Consider the following 19,288-nt stretch of genomic DNA (forward strand, 5'->3'; position numbering starts at 1 on the left):
TTATGCTCGCCGACAACCAATCGACACGTGATGGCACCCAAACACGAAACCGGTGGCCGAACGGGCAAGGGACGTGGATGCGGGCACCGGCGCGGCGGTCGCGGCGACGTATCCGGGGGCAAACGCCGCGAGCGCCGGCGCGAGCGCGTTCGCGACGAGGACGGACAGTTCGTCGAGAAGGCCGACAGGCAAGCGGTCCTGAGCGTCTTCGACGCCGTCGCCGGGCCGGTCGTCACGACGACGGACGTCTCGGACGTGCTCGGCGTGAGTACCGAGTCGGCTCGCCAGAAACTCAACGGACTCGTCGAGCAGGGGGATCTCCGACGACGCAAGACTGGTCGCACGGTCGTCTACTGGCAAGTCGAATGAACGGACAGGAGGGACAATGAGCGAGTATCCGCCAGCGATCGACACGGAACTGCCGGTCAGCCCCGGCGAAGGCCGGTACCTCTGTGGGCTGTTGTACCGCACGTTGCTGGACGAGCCGCCGATCGGCAACGGCGAGCTCGCGGAGTATCTCGGCGTCAGCGGTGCCAGCGTCTCCGAGATGATCGACGCCTTCGACGAGGCCGGGCTGGTCGAGTACGAGCCGTATCGCGGCGCAACGTTAACCGGCGACGGCGAGCGACTCGCTCGGGAGATTCTCTGGCGACGCTGTGTCGTCAACCGGTTCTTCGATCGGATCGGCGGCATCGATCTGGCGGCCGAACAGGCGTACCAGATCGGCTGTCTGCTGGGGGAGGCGGACGTCGAAGCGCTCGCGCGGCAGGTTGACCAGCCCTGCCGAACCCGGTGTCTGGCCGACAATGCCGAAGACTGCGCGGAACTGGCGGTCTGATCGTCGGCCCGCACCCGTTTGTACGCTTCTCGCGTCTCCTCGTTCCGACCGTTTGCGGTACTGGTTGCTCCTCTCGTGTCGCCGCAGCATTGTATTGTGCGACAGTCCAGCTATTGCAATCTTACAGTCGTGTGCACCTATCCTCGATTCGTGTGTGCCCTCGATACAGTTGTGTACGCCTGGTCCCGGGCCACTTCCTTTTTATATACCGCCTTCCGTTTCAATTTCGGTATGTTCTTTTCGTTTCTTCGCTCCTAGACTCTCAGATCCGTGTCATAACATATATGGTGACAATATCATAACTGAGGAGAAGCGATGCCCGGCCATCCTATCATTCATATAGAATCATGCAATAGATACAAGTGGTTCCAGTTGGACCTTCGATCCATGCCAGATTTGAACGGGCATGAAACGCGCTCGGACGCTCGTCCGGGCGGTGTCGCTCACGCTCCGATCAACGTGTCCGATGACAGTATACCAGAGTCACAGGACTCGTGCGATTCAGGCCAGAGAGCGGTGGATCACTGATGGTGGGGACGCTCACGCTAGCAGCTCTGGCGGCGACCCCGATCGCGGCGGCGTTCGCGCTGCTACTGTGGCTTCGCTGGTCGGCAGCACGGGCGATGGGTGTCGGCTGGCTCATCGCGACGGTCCTCGGACTGGCGTACTGGCAGATGGACCCCACGTGGTTGGTTGCGTCCGCGATCTACGGCGCGCTCGGGGCCATCGACATCATCCTGATCGTGTTCGGTGCGATCTTGCTGATGAACTATCTGGACATCAGCGGCGCGATTTCGACGATCCGGTGGCACTTCAGCGGGATCGCGACCGACAAGCGGATCCAGTTGCTGTTGATCGGCCTCGGATTCATCACGATCATCGAGGGTGTCGCCGGGTTTGGCACGCCGGGTGCCCTCGCCGCACCGCTGTTGATCGGTCTGGGGTTTCCGCCGCTGGGCGCGGCCGTGTTCGCGCTGTTCTTCAACGCGCCGAACCCGCAGTTCGGTGCCGCGGGGACGCCGATTCTCGGCGGCGTCAACGCCGTCATCGATGAGGGAAAGCTCGCGGAAGCGGCCGACCCGATCACGCAGGCCGAGTTCCAGGCGCTGGTCTCGGGCTACTCCGGTGTAGTCACCGGACTGACCTTCGCATTCTGGGGCGTGCTGGGGATCTTCCTGCTTGTGTACTGGTTCGGCAGCGAGCACGAGCGATCCATCCGCGGGGCGGCCCGCGCGACCGTGCCGGTTGCGCCGTTCGCGGTGGTGCTCGGCGTGGTTGCGGGGCTGACCCAGTGGTCGATCGCGTGGTTCGTCGGGACCGAACTCCCGTCGATTGTCGCCGGGTTCGTCGTGTTCGGGCTCGGACTCGCCATGGCCGATCGGGGGATCCTCGTCCCCGGGGAGACCTGGACGTTCCCGGAACGGGAATCCTGGTCAGACCTGTGGCTCGGTGGTCTGACGCTCGATAGCATCTCCGGAGACGAGCCAAAGAAGGAAATGCCCGTGCTGCTGGCCTGGGCACCGTACCTGCTCGTGGGTGTGGTACTGCTGGTCACGCGCTGGCCAACGCTGGATCTCGTCCCCGTGCTCCAGGAGTTCTCGGTCAGTATCCCGGTCGTGCTAGGCTACAGCGAGCTCGGATGGGAACTGCAGTACCTCTACTTGCCCGGCACGATGCCGTTCATTCCCGTTGCGATCCTGACGGGGCTGATCTACCGGATGAACGGCTCGGATACGGCGGAAGCCTGGCGCGAGTCGACCCGGCAGATCGCGCCGGCGGCACTGACGCTGGTGATCGTCGTCTCGTTGACCCAGATCATGATCCAGTCTGGCGAAGCGGCATACGTGAACGCCTCTCTCGGCATGATGGGCGCGCTCTCGCAAGCCGTCGCCTTCGGTGCCGGCGGGGCACTGCCGGCGGTCGCCCCCTGGATCGGCGCGCTCGGCGGGTTCGTCACGGGATCGAACACCGTCTCGGACATCCTGTTCGCCGCGCTGCAGTACGACGCCGCCGGCGAGGTCGGCATCTCCCGGTCGATCGTCGTCGCGCTCCAGAACGTCGGCGGCGGCATCGGGAACATGATCTCCGTCCAGAATATCGCCGCGATCTGTGGCGTGGTCGGGATCACCGGTCGCGAAGGCGACATCCTCCGCAAGACGGTCGTCCCCACGATCCTCTTTGCGCTGTTTGCCGGCGCTGTCGGAATGGTGCTGGTGTACGTCGTCGCTCCCGGGGCGTTCTAACTCGAACAGATAACCTCATCCAACACAATGTCACAGAAAACACATTCCGATGGCGTCGCGGATCCGGTCGTCGATTCCCGCGCCAATTACGATTATCAGAGTACAGCGGTCGACCAGGAACGTCTCGTCGCGGACCTTCGGGCCCGCGTCGACGGTGACGTCCGATTCGACACCTATAGCCGACAGCTGTTCGCGACGGACGCGAGCGCCTACGAGCAACTGCCGATCGGCGTCGTCTCGCCGACTTCGACGGCGGACGTCGTCGCGGTCGTGGAGTATTGCGCCAGCGAAGGGATCCCGATACTCCCGCGTGGCGGCGGGACGAGTCTCGCCGGCCAGGCGGTCAACGAAGCCGTCGTCCTGGATTTCAAACACTACATGGACGAGTTGCTCGAGGTCGATCCCGACGCGGCGACGGCGCGTGCCCAGCCGGGTGTCACGATCGCCCATCTCGATCAGGCGCTCGCACCGCACGACCTCAAGTTCGCCCCTGATCCGGCGTGGGGCGACAAGAGCGTTCTCGGCGGTGCGATCGGGAACAACACCACCGGAGCACACTCGCTGAAGTACGGCAAGACCGACGCCTACATCGAGGAATGTGAGGTCGTACTCGCCGACGGCACCAGAACGACGCTCGGGTGGACCGACGTCGACTCGCTCTCGGATCGTGCACGGGAGGCCGAACAGGACGGCTCTCCGATCGAGGCCCGGCTGTACGCCGAGGTCGAGCGGATCCTTACCGAGGACGCCGAGGAAATCGAGCAGCGCTACCCCGACCTGAAGCGCAACGTCTCGGGGTACAACCTCGACATGCTGATCGAAAACGCTCGTGATCGAGGCGAAGTCAACCTCGCACGGCTGCTGGCCGGCAGCGAGGGGACGCTCGCGATCGTCACCGAGGCGACCGTCTCGCTGGAACCGATTCCGAACGAGACGGCGGTCGTCCTGTTGACCTACGACGGTGTGATCCCGGCGATGCGCGACGTCGCTCCGATTCTCGAACACGATCCGTCCGCCGTTGAGGTGATGGACGACGTCTTCCTGGATCTGGCGCGGGACACGTCCGAGTTCTCGAACCTCGTCGCGACGCTGCCCGACGGGACCGATTCGACGCTGCTGGTCGAGTTTTACGCCGACACGGCCGAGCAAGCCAGAGAGAAGGTCGCCGACCTGCTCGCCGACCGGCTTCCCGGCCACGACGGGGCGGCCGACCAGCCTCCTGACGCCGGTGGCTCGGACGACGTCTACGCCAGCGACGCGCTGGAAGCCTACGACGACGAGCGACAGGCGAAGTTCTGGAAGATGCGAAAGGCCGGACTGCCGATCCTGCTCTCGCGTACGACCGACGAGAAACACTGGCCGTTCGTCGAGGACACGGCAGTCCCGCCCGAGAACCTGCCGGAGTACGTCGCCGGCATGCGGGAGATCTTCGACGAGCACGACACCTTCGCCGCGTACTACGCCCACGCCGGCCCCGGCGTGTTGCACATCCGGCCCCTGCTGAACCTCAAAGCGGACGACGGTGTCGAAACGATGCGGGAGATGGCCGATCAGATCACCGATCTGGTCATCGAACACGGCGGATCGGTCTCCGGCGAACACGGCGACGGACGGGCCCGCACGAAGTGGAACCGGAAACTCTACGGCGAGGAGCTCTGGGAGACGTTCCGGGACCTCAAGTCGGCGTTCGACCCCGATTGGTTGCTCAATCCCGGGAACGTCTGCGGGGACTTCGACCCCGGCGAGAACCTCCGGTACGACGCCTCTTACACCTTCGACGCCGACTTCGAACCCGTCCTGAACTGGGAGAACGACAACGGCTTCCAGGGGATGGTTGAACTCTGTCACGGCTGTGGCGGGTGTACCGGCCACCAGGACACCACCGGCGGCGTGATGTGTCCGACGTATCGCGCGGCCGACGAGGAGATCACGAGCACGCGCGGGCGGGCGAACATGCTCCGGTCGGCGATGAACGGGAACCTGCCCGAGGATCCCTTCGACGACGAATTCGTCCACGAGGTGATGGGTCTCTGTATCGGCTGCAAGGGCTGCAAGAACGACTGCCCCAGCGGCGTCGACATGGCCAAGCTCAAAGCCGAAGTCGTCCACGAGTACCACCAGCGCGAGGGGACGAGTCTGCGCGACAAGCTGTTCGCGAACGTCGAAACGGTCCTCTGGCTCGGGAGCACCTTCGCACCGCTCTCCAACTGGGCGATGCAGGTTCCCGGCAGCGGACTGGTGATGGAGAAGGTCCTGGGGATCGCCCAGGAGCGTGATCTCCCGTCGTTCCATCGGACGACGTTCAGAGACTGGATTGACGACCGAGGCGGGACACGCGTACCCAGGGCCAGCGCGGCGCGGAAGGCGCTGCTGATAGCCGACCCGTACACGAACTACAGCCACCCCTACGTCGGAAAGGCGGCCGTCCGCGTCCTCGAAGCCGCCAATATCCACGTCGAAGTTCCCGAGGAAGTGTCCGACAGTGGTCGGCCGGCCTTCTCGAAGAGCATGCTCGATCATGCTCGGGCAACCGCCGAGGAGAACGTCCGGGCGCTGGAACCGTACGTCGACGACGGCTGGGATATCGTCACCGTCGAGCCGTCCGATGCCGTGATGTATCAGTCGGACTACCTGGATCTGGTGCCGTCCGACGCGGCGGCGCGGGTCGCGGCCAACACCTACGGCGTCACGGAGTACATCGACATCCACGAACTCGATCGCAACGTCGACTTCGATCCGCCCGAGGGGTCGCTGTCCTATCACGGCCACTGCCAGCAGAAGGCGACGAAGAAAGACCACCACGCGGCGGCCGTCCTGCGACGGGCCGGCTACGAGGTCGACGCCGTCGACTCGGCGTGCTGTGGCATGGCCGGCTCGTTCGGGTACGAGGCCGAACACGTCTCGATGAGCAAGTCGATCGGGTCGATACTGTTCGACCAGCTCGACGATTCGCCGGCAGACCAGCCCGTCGCGCCCGGTGCGTCGTGTCGATCCCAGCTCGAAGACTACGAAGGTGAGCCGCCACACCCGATCGAAAAAGTCGCCGACGCGCTCTAGCGACCGGCGAGAAACCGCCGAACGCTGTTTCCCGGACTGTACCCGACACCCGACCGCGACTCGACGGCGAACCCGCGTCGATCGCCGAGGGACTCGAGTGCGGCCGAGAGTGCCTCGACGTCGACGGGTGCATGAATCCGATACCCGTAGGGCGGGCCGTTACTCATGTCGACCGCGAGCTTCGGTCGTGCCAGTCGACTGTCGTACGTCCGCACCCGCTCGATCGACTCGTAGTGGACGACGTGGGTCCGCTCGGCCAGTTCGAACAGCCCTGCTGGCCCGTCCTCTCGATACCGTTCGCGGGCCCGGTCGCCGGCGTCAGGGAGTCTGCCGCGTGCCAGTCCGAACAGCGGCGTCAGGTACGCGTGTTCGACGATGTGCAAGCGGTCGTCGGCGAACAGCAAGTCACAGGCGCGAAGCGGGAACGAGCCGGCGACAGCGAGATGGACGTGTACATGTACGGCCGATCCCGGTCGAAGTGCCTCCGGGGAGTGTGTCATGATCAGTGGAGTGGTCCTTGCGCCTGTTCGGAACCGGGAACGGTGTCTTTCGACGCGAGCTTCGCCCGTGCGGACCGCACCACGACGAACCCGACCACGAAAGCTGCGACGGCAAACAGCGCCAGCCCGCCGGGCTCGCTCGCGAGGACGCCCGCGTCAGTTTCGACCCACGGCAATCCGGCAGCGGACGCCCACGTGCCGAGTAGCAGGACGCTGAAGTACCCGAAAAGCGCCGTCGCCCACCACAGCATGGCGAGCCGCGTCCAGCTGGGCTGGGTGTGCTCTGGCAGTCGTTCCGTGTTCATGATCGCGAGCAGGGCCGTGTAGGGCCACATCATCAGTCCCGAGGCCGCCGCCCCGACTACGAGCAACTCGAAGGGATGATCGAACGCGAACGGCACCGGGAGCGCCAGGACGGCGATCCCGCCGCCAGTGAAGACGGTCAATAGCGCCCAGAACAGCCGCGGCAGGCTCCATCCGGCCGAACGACCGTGCAGCTCGTAGACGATGTCGGCGCTGTTGCGAACGAACGATTCGACGATGCCGTACTCGGTCGTCAACAGCGCGGTGAAAAGCGCCACGTACAGGAGAACCCCCGGAAGGGCGCCCACCTGTGGGGCGACGACGTCCGTCCACATGGCGATCCCGCTTTCGGCCGTGCCGGCCGCGTATTCGGCGGCGATCGCCATGAGCATCGTCGCGACGGCGACCAGCCCGAGGACGAACGTCAGCAGATGCTCGAGCTGGACGAGCCGCCACCAGCCCCGCCACCGGCGCATGTTCGTCGGCGTCGGCGGAAACGTGAATCCGCCGCGTCGCACCGGCTCCGGATCGTCGCCGACGATGGGGTTCTTGATCCGGCCCTGGTAGCGACCCATTCCGTACCCTTTCTCGCGAACCCAGAGACTCTGTGACAGGTTGAGATATCCACCCGCGCCCGCGAAGGCGATGCCACCGAGCAGCAGGGCGATGTCGCCTCCGGGCGGGAGCTGGCCGACGCTGTCGACCGTGGTGGGGATCGCCGCGAGTTCGGAGATCGACCCCAGAAGAACGAACAACAGGATCGCGATCAGCAACGCGGCCGAAACCAGGACCGCCTGGATCCGCTCGACGACGTTGTACATCACGGGCGTCACCTGGTAGGTGAGCCAGACGACAACGAGCAACGCGATCCCGAGGACGCGCCAGCTCGCCAGGCCGATCCCGTCGAGGCCGACCGTCGTCTCTTCGATCCCGAGACCGATCGTGCCGATCCGGGCGGCCCCGGCCGCCCAGCCGGGCCAGCCGAGGCTCGCGAACCCGAGCACGAGCAAGACCAGCGGCCACACCCTGCCCAGCCGCTCGAATCCGCGGAAGATCGACTCGCCCGTCGCGACGGTCCAGCGCTGGATCTCGGTGTTGAGAAAGAACTGCGTGAAAACGCCGAGGAAGAACAGCCAGTAGAGATCCCAGCCGTGCGTCGCGACGAGCAGGGGCCAGAACAGCGTTTCACCGCTCCCGAGCGACGCTCCCAGCAGGATCGCACTCGGGCCGAGGACGTGTGACAGCCGGGGCACGCGCGGCAGATCGAGCAGCCGGAACCCCTCGTCGTCACCACGAGCGGGTTGCGTCGCGTCTTCGCGCGCGATGTCCAGATTGTCGTACGCCGTCGGCATGTAGGAGCTGCCGTGGTACGTTCGGCCCTCTGAACCCGACAGGTACACGTCGTCGCGGACAGGCATATCATCGTCCGACATGTCGTAGTCTCGTCCCTCGGAGCCGAGTTGTCGGTAGGGAAAGCACGATGAGTATAAAACCGTTACCCACCGAGGAAATGCCAGATGTGGCCGCGCTCTTCGGGCGGGTCGACGCCGGGCAGTTCCGCCAGCGCCGGCTGCAGCGCGTTCCACCATCCCCCTGCAGTCTCGAACTCCGCCGGATGGTCGGGATAGACGTCGGTGAGAAAGTCGGATTTCTTCGCCTCCGGATGTTCGCGGAGATACTGGTACGCGGCAACGAGTGCCTGCTGGCGTGCCTCGAGCGTCGTACCCGTCCCCGGAAGATCGACCTGCGTCACCAGTTCTTCGATCCGTGGCCCTACAGGCCCGTCGTCAGGCTGCTCTTCGATCGGGATCCACCAGACGCGACTCCGGGAGCCGACTTTTCGCGTCCGGAGCACGCCCCGATCGACGAGTTCGTTGAGCTTGTTGTGTGCGGTCCGGCGGGAACAACCGACGGCCTCCATGATGTCGTCCGCGGTCAGCGGACGGGCCTGGTCTTCACGTTGCTCGAATACCTCGAGGACATCGCTCAGCGGGATCCGCCCACGGTCTGTGGCCTCGAGTCGTTCCCGCTCGGGAACCATATACGAATGTCCTCTCAGAAGACGCAAAAGCGTTTCCCCGTCACGATCCCGGCCGATCGGTCGGGTGGTCGTCGTCCTCCCCGAACAGTCCACACTCGGATACTGACTCGACCGCAAACGCCTCGATGGCGTCCCGACAATCGGTATAGACTTGATCCACGCGTGCCTCCATGCGCCGGGCGACATCCTGCGGATCGACGGCGTCGTAGACGGTGCGCTGGCAGGTGCTGTCTCTGATGATCGTGGACTCGACCAGATCGTGAGTCTCAGCGTATCGACGATTCGGTAGGCCGTCGTCAGTGCACAGTCGAGTTCCGCTGCGAGCTGCTGGACGCTCATCGACTCGTCGCTCTCACAGAGACGCGCGTAGGCAGTCCGCTCGGAACCGCTGAGCCCGAACACGATCGCCAGCGCCTGTTCCGGCTCCGGCTCGACGACGGCTATCCGCTTTCCGACGACCGGATCGCGACGAGCATGGAACTGATGCGCGAGAGCCTGTTCGATCAACTCGAAGATCAACAGCGCGTCGCGTCAGCCGACCAGTAGCGCCGGCAACGTCTCGTCTCCGAGGGCCTGATCCCGATGCTGAAAGAACTGTGGGCGGGCTGGCGATTCCGGATCGATCGCCACTGTAAAACGTGACGCTCCCGTTTCGCTTATCGATGGAAGTCACGCTGTTGGGAACCGGGGACACGACGGGAACGCCAACCGTCGGGTGTGACTGTGACACCTGCGAACGTGCCCGCTCGCTCGGGGTCGAGCGCACTCGCTTCTCGGTGCACGTCGAGTCGGCGGCCGGTCAGTCGCTACTCATCGACTTCAGCCCGGATTTCCGATACCAGTTTCTTCGAGCCGACGTCGACCCGCCGGACGCCGCCATCGTCACGCACGTTCACTTCGACCACCTCGACGGACTGGGGAACGTCTACCGGCTTGCCGATGACCTGCCGGTGTACGCGGCCGACGAGACCGACCCGACGACCGGCGAGAGCGTCGCACAGACGGTCCGGAACCGCTATGACTACCTCGATGCCGTCTCGGTCGAGCCGACGGCCCCCTTCGAGCCGTTCGAGACGGTGGGGCTGGAGGTGACGCTCGTTCCCGTCGATCACCCACCGCTTCTGTGTTACGGGCTGCTCGTCGAAGACCCCGAGACGGGTGGACGGCTCGCGCTTTCGGGCGATACCAGCTACGCCATCCCCGACCGGTCGCTGGACCTGCTTGCTGGGGCCGACCTCCTCCTGGCAGACGGGATCGTCCCTGCCGAGAACTGCGAGTACCACCCGCTCGGCGGCCGCCATCACGACGAGTCGGGCGTCCCGCGAACCTTCGGCGACAAGCACATGACTATCGAAGGCGCTCGCCAGCTCGGGGATCGGCTCGACGCCGAGCAGACTCGACTGGTCCACCTCTCGCATTACATCCCGGCCGATCGGGCCTTCGCAGACGACATGGCCGTCGACGGAGAGCGTTTCGACCTCTAGTCTTCTCGCGAGTCGTCGCTTCGAAGCTCGGACAACCGGGCACCTGGAGAGAACCACTGGCCGGGCAGCATGCCTGAGATGTCCCGCCCGAGAAACGTCGGCTGGGGAGCCACCGTCGACTCGGGGTAGTGTTCCGCTTCGAGTCGTTCGACCAGTTCGTCGTCTCGGAGTGCCATGAGGCCGCGCCACAGTCCCAGGAACATCAGTGTCGGCAGGACGGAGAGACCGAGCGTGAACGCCAGCCTGAGGACGGCCTCCATACGGAGGGGTACGGACCGGAAGAGGTAATCGGTATTGGTCTGTGCTATCGCTTGCCGCGATCTGGGAGCGCGCCGACGGGGAACGTCATACTATCGGCTATTCTTCGAAGCTGTCTTCGAACCAGAAGGTACCGTTTCGCTGGACGACCTCGCCGTCGAGTTCGATGTAGCTGTCCTCGCTCATGTCGAGGATCATGTCGACGTGGACGGCTGACTCGTTCTGGACGTTACCCTCGCCGACGGTCTCGGGGTAGGCCCGGCCGACCGCCATGTGGACGGTGTCGCCCATCTTCTCGTCGAAGAGGATGTTGCGGGTGAAGCGATCGATGTCGCGGTTCATCCCGATACCGAGTTCGCCCAGGTATCGTGCGCCCTCGTCGGTCTCCAGGACGTCTGTCAGCAGTTCCTCGTTCTTCTCGGCGCTGTGCTCGACGACCTCGCCGTCTTCGAAGACCAGTCGCGCGCCGTCGATCTCCCGGCCCTGGTGGTAGATCGGGATGTCGAAGTACGCTTCACCGTCGACGCTGTCCTTGACGGGCGCGGTGAACACCTCCCCGCCGGGGAGGTTGTTCTCCCCGTGGTCGTTCAGCGTCTCGTTGCCGGCGACGGACATCGTGACGTCGGTCGTCTCGCCCGAGACGATCCGGACCTCCTCGGCGTCGGTCAGTCGGTCTGCCATCTCCTGCTGGTGCTCCCGGACCGACTCCCAGTCCTTGACGATGGCGTCGTAGACGAAGTTCTCGTACTCCTCGGTGGCCATCTCGGCCTGCTGAGCGTTGGCGGCCGCCGGATACAGCGTCAGGTTCCAGGTCTTGTTCAGGCGGGTCTCCCGGACCGGCTCGTAGGCCTTCTCGTAGGCCGACTGGGTCGCCGTGTCGACGTCGCCCAGTTCTGTCTCGTTGTCGCCGCCCTTGATCGCGATGTAGGCGTCCATCGCCTCGTAGAGTGCGTGGGTGTGCTCGGGCGCTTCGAACTCCCCGTCGTAGTGTTTGAGATACGCCCGCCGGAAGCGCTTGCCGAGTCGCTCCTGGACCACGAGCGGGTGGCCACCGACCTCGGCGACAGCCTCGACGATGGCCGTGACGAGGTCCTCCGCGACCGGATGGGCGTCGATGACGACGTGATCGCCCTCGCTGCAGTCGATCGAGTGGTTGACGATGATCTCGGCGTGTTCGCGAATGCGCGGATCCATACACGCCTGCTCGGAGCGGCAGGGGCTAACCGTTTTCGACCGCCGGCCGACGTGGGTACTGTCGCGGTCGGATAGTCAACCTCTTGGATCGGAGGGTACCTACCGACGGACATGGACCTCGAGATACGGACCGTCGACGCGCCCGACGAGGACGATCCGATCTATCAGGACGCGCTCTCGGTTCGCACGGACGTGTTCGTCGAGGAGCAGGACGTCCCGGCCGACCTCGAAGTCGACGAACACGAATCGGCGGCGACTCATTTCGTCGCCTACGACGACGGCATGCCGATCGGAGCGGCGCGACTCCGCGAACCCGAGGAATCGACGGGCAAGGTCGAGCGATTCGCGGTGCAGGCGGACTATCGGGAACGGGGCGTCGGGACCGCGCTCATGGAGCGACTCGAGGCGGTCGCTCGCGGGCGCGGGATCGAACGGCTGCGCCTGCACTCCCAGGTTCGGGCTGCACCCTTCTACGCCCGGTTCGGCTACGAGCGCGTTGGCAAGCAGTTCGAGGAGGCCGGGATTCCCCACGTCGAGATGCGAAAGTCGATCGAACCGCCGAGCGACTTTTGACTGTCGCCGCCCCATAGTTACGTCATGGACCCCGTCGAACCGCCGAGCGGAGAGATCGACTCGGAGTTCGAGGCCCTCGAAGCTGCCGCTGCGGCGGGCCGGCCGCTGTTCCGGGGCACGCATCACTACGATAGCGCGACCGTCGAACGCACCTATTACGTCGAAGACGGTGTTCTCAACGTCGAAACGGTCTATCTCGACGGCGGGACGGAAATAGTGACTGTCACAGAAAGCTGGTTGCTCGAGGACGATCACCTCCGACACACGGGCGAGCCACTGGCACAGTTCTGCCGCAGACACCACTTCGAGGAGCCGGCGACGGACGTTCGGTACTGTCTGGACGAGTCGGCAGCCGAGGACGATCCGTTCCCCGATCCGGAGATCGAATCGACGTTCCAGCCTGCGACGACAGTCTCTGTTGAGGAGGGTGCCGCCCTCCGCTACGAAGGGATCCACCGGGCTGGCGAGGCACGCGTCGAGCGGTCGTTTTTCGTCAACGACACCGACGCGTGCATCCGTGTCCGGACGACCTACTTCTGGGACGACGAACGGCTCGGCAGCCTCGACCGGACGCGAGACCTCCTCGAAGACGGCGAGTTCGTCGCCACGACCGGGGAGCCGGTCGAAGCGTTCTGCCGCCGGACACACCTGGTCGATCCCGAAAGCGACGTTCGCTACTGTGCGCGCCTGGGGACCAACAGCATGGGGTCGCCGGAGGCCGGTGACGAAAGACAGCCGGAAGGTACGGATCGCTGGTAGTGACCGGCTCGCCGCATCGCCAAACGGTCGACCGCGCGGCTAGCCGGCGGCTCACAGAGAAACGAGCGGCTACTACTCGCCCCAGTCCTCTTCGAGTTCCGGGGCGGTCTCCAGTTCGAGGGGATCGACCGCGACGACCTCCAGCTCCGCACCGCAGGTCGAGCAGTCGACGATCTCACCGATCTCGACGTCGTCGTGCAGCGCCACGTCGGCACCGCATTCGGGGCAAGTTGCCATAGCACTCGACCAATCGGATCGAACCACTATCAAACGGTCGAAGTTCGACCGGCAAACAGGCTTTTGTGACTGGTCGTCGCCGTTAGGATATGGCGCTCGCGCTCGACGCACTCCTGATCGCGGTCGGACTCGTGCTGGCGACGACGGGGATATTCATCTATCGCAAGGCGCTGTACGGCTTCGGCGGACTGCTCGGGGCGGCCGGCGGCGCGCTGCTCGGCACGAACCTCGCCGGGGACTGGTTGCTCGTCCTCGGCGCGGGTGTCGTCGGTGCCGTCGTCGGGATCTGGCTCATGCTCTCGGCCTACCGGATGGCGATCCTCGCGGCCGGGGCAGTTAGCGGGCTTGCGGTCGGCCTGTACGCCTCCGGTGGATCGTTCGCCAGCCCGGCGACGATCGCGGATCCGCTGGTGCTCGTGGGCCTGCTCGCCGGGGCGGTCGTGGGGTGGCTGCTCCGGAAAGTCATCGTGCTCGTCGTCTCCGCGGCCTGGGGCGCAGCGCTCGTCTCAATCGCTCTTTCGCCCCCGATCGCAGACGTGACGAACGTCACCGAGGTCGTCGACGCGTTCGTTTCGCCGTGGCTGTACGGCGTGTTCGTCGCCGGGATCGCCGTCCAGGTCGGTCTGTACGGCTATCTCGCGCACTCCGGCGACAGCGACGACCCGGCCCCCGGGCCCCTCGCTCGATTGCGGTAGCACCCGAGCACTCGAAAAGCCCTTTTTCGCTTGACTGCGTAGCATTAGGTATGGCCGACACAGTCTCACGCGCGGGCGGCCCGAAACAGGTATTGCAGATGGGTATCATGGGGTACGTTATCGCGCTCGGCGTCGCGCTGTTGTTGCTCCCGCTGCTCCCGATCTTCATCGCACTCAAGCTCATCGACGTGCTGCGACGCCCGCGGTCGCCGGAACCCGCCTAGGGAGCAAGAGGCGTTTCGGCCCGGACGTTTATATACTGATCCGGCACACTCCGGGCTGTGACCGACGCTACAGGCGTCATACTGGCAGCCGGCAGTGCCTGGGAGGAGGAGTGAGTCGTGGCCCATCACGCGCTGGTCGCCTACGAGCGTCCGGACGGCCGGTACGACGTGCACACCTCGCGACTGGGCGGGCTGGACTGCCGACTCGCCCGGACGATCAGTCCGTCGGATCCGTATGCCGGCGGGGACGTCGATCCGACCCCGAACGTCGTCGCGCGCCCGTTCGAGCACGTGCTCACGATGGTCGATCCTGTCCGCCACGAGGCCGTCTACCGCGTCGGCGTCGAGTACGACGTCGAGACGTACCTGCCGCTGTGGTTCGGACTCGCCCACTATTTCGATACGTGTTCGGCAGAGAACGACGACCGGGGGCTGCTCGTCGCCGTCGACGGCCCCGACGAGGCGGCCGAACTCCGGCAGTGGTTCCGGGCGGCGAAAGGCGTCCTCGCGACGGGAATCGAAGCGGGCACGCTCGGCGTCGCCGAGGCGCACACGATACTCGATCGTGCGGTTCGAGAGTGGGCCAGTGAGGTCTACGAGCCCCGGGGGCTGGGCGGGGACGGAACCGAGTCGTGGCGGACGGACGAGCAGTGACCCGGGACGCCACGAACGGACGAGTATTAGTGGCCGGATCGAGTACGGACGGGCGTGACATCCGACGTTCGCGCCCGGACCGACCCTTCGATAGAGACGGCACGGTCGATCGTCGAGACGGGCCTCGAGGGCGGTGCCGTCGTGACGGTCTTCGGCGAATGCACGGTCGAGTACGACGGCCGGGCCGCGAGCACGCTCGGTCCGGGCGACCGCCACGTCATGTGCAAGCCCGACGGGACCGTCCTCGTCCACACCGACGAGGGCCACCAGCCGGTGAACTGGCAACCGCCGGGGTGCACCCACGAGGTGGTCGTCGCCGAGGACACGTTCACGCTCGAAAGTCGGCGGGACAACCCGGACGAGTTTCTCGCGGTGACGTTCGAGAGTGTCGGTCACGTCGCAGCCTTCGACGTGACCGATCCCGAGGAGCTGTCGCTGTCCGGCACCGAAGAGGACCTCCGCCAGCGGATCCTCGAGAACCCGTCGCTGATCGAGCCCGGATTCACGCCGCTGGCGACCGAGCGGGAGACCCCCGCCGGCGCCGTCGACGTCTACGGCGAAGACGACGACGGCCAGGCCGTCGTCCTGGAGCTGAAGCGTCGTCGCGTCGGCCCGGATGCCGTGGGCCAGCTGGCGCGTTACGTCGAGGCCCTGCAGCGGGATCTCCACGCCGAGACCGGCGTCCGTGGAATCCTCGTTGCGCCGTCGGTCACCGACCGCGCCCGGTCGCTGCTGGCCGAGCGCGGCCTGGAGTTCGTTGCGCTGGAACCATGACAGTTCGCTCCGCCCACCGATTACAACCGACCGGTGGCGACGAGATGTTCCATGCGGGCCGCTATCGTCGCCACTGCCTTCGAGACCGTTCCGAGCTCCGACGGCCGGACGCGCGTGAACGGGATTTCGTAGCTGACGTGTCGCCCGTCGATCCGTAATCGTCCGGGGATCGAGACGTCCAGTAGTGCCGACTGCACCTCGGCGTCGAACACCGACGCGAGGTTCGACCCGGCGGTGACCTCGAAGACGAACTGCTCGTCGAGCGCGTCGGTCCCGGTCCTGATCCCCCGTTCGGTCCCCCCGCTCCCGACGTAGGTGAGCGTGACGTCGATCGGTGCTGTGACGCCACCGGCTGTCGCTTCGACGCGGATGCCCTGCTGGCGGACGAGGCCGCGACCCACCGGCTCGGCTGTGATCACGTTCCCTTTCAGCGACCGTTGCAGGGGCGGACGACGATCGTCCTCGTGCTGTGGTTCGAACGGCGTCTCGTCGATCAGTCGCCGCCAGGCGCGTCGCTCGCGCCGCCGGACGACCAGCACGCCCGCCAGCCACACGCCCGCGAACGCGGCGATTGCAGCCGGCCGATCCGCGTACGCGGCGAGTTCATTCTCGAATTCGGTGATCGCGACCCAGCCTCCGCCGGCGATCAGCACCGTCCACACGAGCAGACGGTGGCGTTCGCCGAGATACCGTCGCAAGCGGGTCATTCCCGGCTAGTTCGACGCGTGTCACCAAAAGTGTCAGCCCCGAAACGCCAGTCGGGACTCACTCCTCGATTTCGGACTGCAACTCCGCGAGCAACTGTAGCGCCTCCAGCGGTGTCGTCTCGGCGATCGACACCTCGCGCAGACGGTCGCGGATCGCGTCGGTCTCCCCCGCTGAGTCCAGGGTCTCGTTGCTCGCACTCTTCGACTCTCGATCGCTCCCTGGGGCGGACCCACTCCCGTTCGTCCGTGTCGGGACGCCGTCGTCCGCCGAGGCGGTCGTCTCGCCTGCGAGCACGTCGGCCGCTCGCTGGACGACCGTCTCGGGGACGCCGGCGACGCCGGCGACCTCGACGCCGTAGGACGCCTCGGCCGCGCCGGGGGCGATCTCGTGCTCGAAGACGACCTCGCCGTCCTCGCGGCTGGTTCTGAAGTGGCGGTTGAACACGCCGGGCAGTTCGTCTGCGACGTCGGTGAGTTCGTGGTGGTGGGTCGCAAAGAGCGTCGTCGCGCCGACCTCGTCGTGGACGAACTCCGTCACCGCGCGGGCGATCGCCAGCCCGTCGGTCGTCGACGTGCCGCGGCCGACCTCGTCGAGCAGGACCAGCGAGTCCGCTGTGGCGTGTTCGAGAATCTCGGCGAGTTCGGTCATCTCGATCATGAACGTGGATCGTCCGCCTGCGATGTCGTCGCTGGCTCCGACGCGGGTGAAGACCCGATCGACGATGCGCAACCGCGCCCGCTCGGCGGGCACGAAGCTCCCGGCCTGGGCGAGCAGCGCAGTGAGCGCGATCTGGCGCATGTAGGTGGACTTGCCGCTCATGTTGGGTCCGGTGACGATCATCACGCGATGCTCCCGATCGAGGGCCGCTCCGTTCGGGACGAACGCGTCTTCAGTCCGCTCGACGACCGGATGGCGGCCGGCCTCGATCTCGATGCCTTCGGCGGCGATCTCCGGGCGGGTGTAGTCGAACTCCGCGGCGACAGTCGCAAAGGAGACCAGCACGTCGAGCTGTGCCAGCGCGTCCGCCAGCTCCTGGACGCGCTCGGACTCGGCGGCGACAGTCTCGCGCACCTCGACGAACAGCTCGTATTCGCGGTCGTCGGCCCGCTGTTCGGCGCTGATGATCTCGTCTTCGCGCTCTTTCAACTCGGGCGTGTAGTAGCGCTCGCTGTTTTTCAGCGTCTGACGGCGCTGATAGTCCTCCGGTACCCGGTCGAGATTGGCGTCGGTCACCTCGATGTAGTAGCCGTGGACGGCGTTGTGACCGACCTTCAGCGAATCGATACCGGTCCGTTCGCGTTCCTGTTCCTCCAGATCTTCGACCCAGGCCTTGCCGGAGCGTTCGGTCTCGCGCAACTCGTCGAGCGTCCCGTCGTATCCCGGAGCGATGACGCCACCTTCTGTGAGCTCTGGCGGCGGATCGTCGGCGATCGCCTCCGCGATGAGCGACCGGATCTCGGGCAGGTCGTCCAGGTGGTCGTGAACCGACTGGAGTTTCGTGCTGTCGCTGTCAGCGATCGCGTCCCGTATCTCGGGGACGACGTCAAGCGTCGAGCCCAGCGAGTTGAGATCGCGAGCGTTCGCCCGCCCGCGCGAGACCCGCGATATCAGCCGTTCGAGGTCGTAGACCTCGCGCAGACGATCGTGGAGCCGTTCCCGGGTCCGGACCGCGCCGACGAGTTCTTCGACTGCCTCGTGTCGGGCTTCGATCCGATCGCGCTCGATCAGCGGCCGACGCAGCCAGTCGGTCAACTCCCGGCGCCCCATCGCACACGCCGTCTCGTCGACCGCGTCGATCAGCGCCAGCCCCTCCGAACTCCGGACCGAACGGCGGTCGAACACTTCGAGACTCTCCAGCGCGACGGCGTCGAGCACCATGTACTCGCGAGGATCGTATCGCGTGAGGTGATTGAGGTACTCCAGCCGACCATCCTCACCCACGCCAGCCCCGCCGCGGGTGTACTCGGCGTAGGCGAGCAACGCTCCGCAGGCTCGCACCTCAGCGTCGCTCGCGAGCAGCCGCTCCGGCGGGCCGAAGTACTCCCCGACCCGTTCGCGTGCCTGCTCTGCCGTGAAGGCACGCTCGTCGTAGGGCGTGACCATGCAGTCGAACGGATCGGTCGGCGCGTCGGGGCCCACGATCGCCTCCGAGGGATCGAAGCGGCCGAGTTCGTCAGCGACGGTCGCGAGCGAGTCGCTGCCGGTCGCGTAGGCGTCGCCGGTCGAGACGTCCAGGATCGCCAGCCCGTAGCGACTGCCCTCGCAAGCCAGCGCGGCGACGTAGTTGTTCGCGGCCCCGCCCAGCAGTTCGTCCTCGGTGAGCGTGCCGGGCGTGATGATGCGAGTCACCGCTCGTTCGACGACGCCACTGACCTCGTCGGGGTCTTCGACCTGGTCGGCGATGGCGACGCGATACCCTGCGTCGAGCAACGTCTCGACGTAACTCTCGGCGTTGTCGATGGGGATTCCGGCCATCGCGTACTCGCCGGTAGAGTCCTCACGCTTCGTGAGCGTGATCTCGCAGAGTCGGGCGACGCGCTCGGCCGCCTCGCAGAAGGCCTCGTAGAAGTCACCGACCTGAAAGAGTACGAGCGCGTCGTCGTACTGGCGGGTCAACTCGAAGTACTGGGCCATCATCGGCGTCAGTTCGTCGGCCCGCCCGGCCATCTTCTCCGGTGCTCCGAGTGCCGCGTCCATGCCGAAAGCGAAGGCGCTCGCAGCCCATAGGCTTCTCGAAACCGACCGG

19 protein-coding genes are annotated in these 19,288 nt (G+C 65.8%); 11 read left to right on the forward strand and 8 right to left on the reverse strand.

What is annotated here, in order from left to right; all coding sequences use genetic code 11:
- The first annotated feature begins 30 nt into the window (after nucleotides 1–30).
- The 4 genes from OB916_RS03395 (at nucleotide 31) to OB916_RS03410 (ending at nucleotide 6,138) form a co-directional block, all read left to right on the forward strand.
- Nucleotides 31–369, forward strand: coding sequence for a hypothetical protein (locus OB916_RS03395; RefSeq protein WP_315907880.1), 339 nt, complete (start codon nucleotides 31–33; stop codon nucleotides 367–369).
- Nucleotides 370–385: 16 nt separating this feature from the next.
- Complete coding sequence (locus tag OB916_RS03400) at nucleotides 386–838, forward strand: metal-dependent transcriptional regulator (RefSeq protein ID WP_315907881.1); 453 nt, start codon at nucleotides 386–388, stop codon at nucleotides 836–838.
- A gap of 527 nt (nucleotides 839–1,365) precedes the next feature.
- Entirely contained in the window at nucleotides 1,366–3,081 is a 1,716-nt protein-coding gene (locus OB916_RS03405; protein ID WP_315907882.1) for an L-lactate permease, read from the forward strand.
- Nucleotides 3,082–3,108: 27 nt separating this feature from the next.
- Nucleotides 3,109–6,138, forward strand: coding sequence for an FAD-binding and (Fe-S)-binding domain-containing protein (locus OB916_RS03410; protein WP_315907883.1), 3,030 nt, complete (start codon nucleotides 3,109–3,111; stop codon nucleotides 6,136–6,138).
- Here the strand turns inward: OB916_RS03410 and OB916_RS03415 are convergent.
- The 3 genes from OB916_RS03415 to OB916_RS03425 form a co-directional block, all read right to left on the reverse strand.
- Nucleotides 6,135–6,638: a hypothetical protein gene (locus tag OB916_RS03415; RefSeq protein WP_315907884.1), complete on the reverse strand. Its 504-nt coding sequence runs from the start codon at nucleotides 6,636–6,638 to the stop codon at nucleotides 6,135–6,137. The genes OB916_RS03410 and OB916_RS03415 overlap by 4 nt on opposite strands.
- Nucleotides 6,639–6,640: 2 nt before the next feature.
- Nucleotides 6,641–8,374 (reverse strand): Nramp family divalent metal transporter, encoded by a 1,734-nt coding sequence (locus OB916_RS03420; RefSeq protein WP_315907885.1) that lies wholly within the window; start codon nucleotides 8,372–8,374, stop codon nucleotides 6,641–6,643.
- Nucleotides 8,375–8,436: 62 nt separating this feature from the next.
- Entirely contained in the window at nucleotides 8,437–8,982 is a 546-nt protein-coding gene (locus OB916_RS03425; RefSeq protein WP_315907886.1) for an ArsR family transcriptional regulator, read from the reverse strand.
- Nucleotides 8,983–9,644: 662 nt separating this feature from the next.
- Here OB916_RS03425 and OB916_RS03430 point away from each other — a divergent pair.
- Nucleotides 9,645–10,466 carry an MBL fold metallo-hydrolase gene (locus OB916_RS03430; RefSeq protein WP_315907887.1) on the forward strand — a complete coding sequence of 274 codons (822 nt, stop codon included), beginning with the start codon at nucleotides 9,645–9,647 and terminating at the stop codon, nucleotides 10,464–10,466.
- On the opposite strand, the gene OB916_RS03435 is transcribed toward OB916_RS03430, so the two are convergent.
- Complete coding sequence (locus OB916_RS03435) at nucleotides 10,463–10,726, reverse strand: hypothetical protein (RefSeq protein WP_315907888.1); 264 nt, start codon at nucleotides 10,724–10,726, stop codon at nucleotides 10,463–10,465. The genes OB916_RS03430 and OB916_RS03435 overlap by 4 nt on opposite strands.
- Nucleotides 10,727–10,823: 97 nt before the next feature.
- A complete protein-coding gene (locus tag OB916_RS03440) occupies nucleotides 10,824–11,918 on the reverse strand; it encodes an aminopeptidase (RefSeq protein ID WP_315907889.1) in 1,095 nt (364 codons plus the stop codon).
- 111 nt (nucleotides 11,919–12,029) lie between these two features.
- On the opposite strand from OB916_RS03440, the gene OB916_RS03445 reads away from it, so the two are divergent.
- Nucleotides 12,030–12,491 carry a GNAT family N-acetyltransferase gene (locus tag OB916_RS03445; protein WP_315907890.1) on the forward strand — a complete coding sequence of 154 codons (462 nt, stop codon included), beginning with the start codon at nucleotides 12,030–12,032 and terminating at the stop codon, nucleotides 12,489–12,491.
- A 24-nt stretch (nucleotides 12,492–12,515) separates the two neighbouring features.
- A complete protein-coding gene (locus OB916_RS03450) occupies nucleotides 12,516–13,250 on the forward strand; it encodes a hypothetical protein (protein WP_315907891.1) in 735 nt (244 codons plus the stop codon).
- A 72-nt stretch (nucleotides 13,251–13,322) separates the two neighbouring features.
- Here the strand turns inward: OB916_RS03450 and lysW are convergent, their stop codons facing one another.
- On the reverse strand, nucleotides 13,323–13,487 hold the full coding sequence (gene lysW / locus OB916_RS03455; protein WP_315907892.1) for a lysine biosynthesis protein LysW: 165 nt from the start codon (nucleotides 13,485–13,487) through the stop codon (nucleotides 13,323–13,325).
- 89 nt (nucleotides 13,488–13,576) lie between these two features.
- Here lysW and OB916_RS03460 point away from each other — a divergent pair, with 89 nt between their 5' ends.
- The 4 genes from OB916_RS03460 (at nucleotide 13,577) to nucS (ending at nucleotide 15,834) form a co-directional block, all read left to right on the forward strand.
- Nucleotides 13,577–14,182, forward strand: a complete 606-nt coding sequence (locus tag OB916_RS03460) for a hypothetical protein (protein ID WP_315907893.1) — start codon at nucleotides 13,577–13,579, stop codon at nucleotides 14,180–14,182.
- A 50-nt stretch (nucleotides 14,183–14,232) separates the two neighbouring features.
- Entirely contained in the window at nucleotides 14,233–14,406 is a 174-nt protein-coding gene (locus OB916_RS03465) for a hypothetical protein (protein ID WP_315907894.1), read from the forward strand.
- 117 nt (nucleotides 14,407–14,523) lie between these two features.
- A complete protein-coding gene (locus OB916_RS03470; protein WP_315907895.1) occupies nucleotides 14,524–15,060 on the forward strand; it encodes a DUF6735 family protein in 537 nt (178 codons plus the stop codon).
- 54 nt (nucleotides 15,061–15,114) lie between these two features.
- Nucleotides 15,115–15,834, forward strand: a complete 720-nt coding sequence (gene nucS / locus OB916_RS03475; RefSeq protein WP_315907896.1) for an endonuclease NucS — start codon at nucleotides 15,115–15,117, stop codon at nucleotides 15,832–15,834.
- Nucleotides 15,835–15,854: 20 nt separating this feature from the next.
- On the opposite strand, the gene OB916_RS03480 is transcribed toward nucS, so the two are convergent.
- Both OB916_RS03480 and mutS read right to left on the reverse strand, forming a co-directional pair.
- Nucleotides 15,855–16,541: a hypothetical protein gene (locus tag OB916_RS03480; protein ID WP_315907897.1), complete on the reverse strand. Its 687-nt coding sequence runs from the start codon at nucleotides 16,539–16,541 to the stop codon at nucleotides 15,855–15,857.
- A 58-nt stretch (nucleotides 16,542–16,599) separates the two neighbouring features.
- Nucleotides 16,600–19,239: a DNA mismatch repair protein MutS gene (gene mutS, locus OB916_RS03485; RefSeq protein ID WP_315907898.1), complete on the reverse strand. Its 2,640-nt coding sequence runs from the start codon at nucleotides 19,237–19,239 to the stop codon at nucleotides 16,600–16,602.
- Nucleotides 19,240–19,288 lie beyond the last annotated feature (49 nt).

Source organism: Halapricum hydrolyticum (assembly GCF_025517535.1).
Classification (GTDB): Archaea; Halobacteriota; Halobacteria; order Halobacteriales; family Haloarculaceae; genus Halapricum; species Halapricum hydrolyticum.

What these genes read in the sequence shown, in the direction of transcription:
- OB916_RS03435 (WP_315907888.1), bottom strand. Translation starts at nt 10,726, where the DNA reads ATGGAGGCCGTCCTCAGGCTGGCGTTCACGCTCGGTCTCTCCGTCCTG.
- mutS (WP_315907898.1), bottom strand. Translation starts at nt 19,239, where the DNA reads ATGGACGCGGCACTCGGAGCACCGGAGAAGATGGCCGGGCGGGCCGAC.
- OB916_RS03430 (WP_315907887.1), top strand. Translation starts at nt 9,645, where the DNA reads ATGGAAGTCACGCTGTTGGGAACCGGGGACACGACGGGAACGCCAACC.
- OB916_RS03460 (WP_315907893.1), top strand. Translation starts at nt 13,577, where the DNA reads ATGGCGCTCGCGCTCGACGCACTCCTGATCGCGGTCGGACTCGTGCTG.
- OB916_RS03400 (WP_315907881.1), top strand. Translation starts at nt 386, where the DNA reads ATGAGCGAGTATCCGCCAGCGATCGACACGGAACTGCCGGTCAGCCCC.
- OB916_RS03425 (WP_315907886.1), bottom strand. Translation starts at nt 8,982, where the DNA reads ATGGTTCCCGAGCGGGAACGACTCGAGGCCACAGACCGTGGGCGGATC.
- OB916_RS03465 (WP_315907894.1), top strand. Translation starts at nt 14,233, where the DNA reads ATGGCCGACACAGTCTCACGCGCGGGCGGCCCGAAACAGGTATTGCAG.
- OB916_RS03410 (WP_315907883.1), top strand. Translation starts at nt 3,109, where the DNA reads ATGTCACAGAAAACACATTCCGATGGCGTCGCGGATCCGGTCGTCGAT.
- OB916_RS03445 (WP_315907890.1), top strand. Translation starts at nt 12,030, where the DNA reads ATGGACCTCGAGATACGGACCGTCGACGCGCCCGACGAGGACGATCCG.
- OB916_RS03405 (WP_315907882.1), top strand. Translation starts at nt 1,366, where the DNA reads ATGGTGGGGACGCTCACGCTAGCAGCTCTGGCGGCGACCCCGATCGCG.
- OB916_RS03480 (WP_315907897.1), bottom strand. Translation starts at nt 16,541, where the DNA reads ATGACCCGCTTGCGACGGTATCTCGGCGAACGCCACCGTCTGCTCGTG.
- lysW (WP_315907892.1), bottom strand. Translation starts at nt 13,487, where the DNA reads ATGGCAACTTGCCCCGAATGCGGTGCCGACGTGGCGCTGCACGACGAC.
- OB916_RS03450 (WP_315907891.1), top strand. Translation starts at nt 12,516, where the DNA reads ATGGACCCCGTCGAACCGCCGAGCGGAGAGATCGACTCGGAGTTCGAG.
- OB916_RS03395 (WP_315907880.1), top strand. Translation starts at nt 31, where the DNA reads ATGGCACCCAAACACGAAACCGGTGGCCGAACGGGCAAGGGACGTGGA.
- OB916_RS03440 (WP_315907889.1), bottom strand. Translation starts at nt 11,918, where the DNA reads ATGGATCCGCGCATTCGCGAACACGCCGAGATCATCGTCAACCACTCG.
- OB916_RS03415 (WP_315907884.1), bottom strand. Translation starts at nt 6,638, where the DNA reads ATGACACACTCCCCGGAGGCACTTCGACCGGGATCGGCCGTACATGTA.
- OB916_RS03420 (WP_315907885.1), bottom strand. Translation starts at nt 8,374, where the DNA reads ATGTCGGACGATGATATGCCTGTCCGCGACGACGTGTACCTGTCGGGT.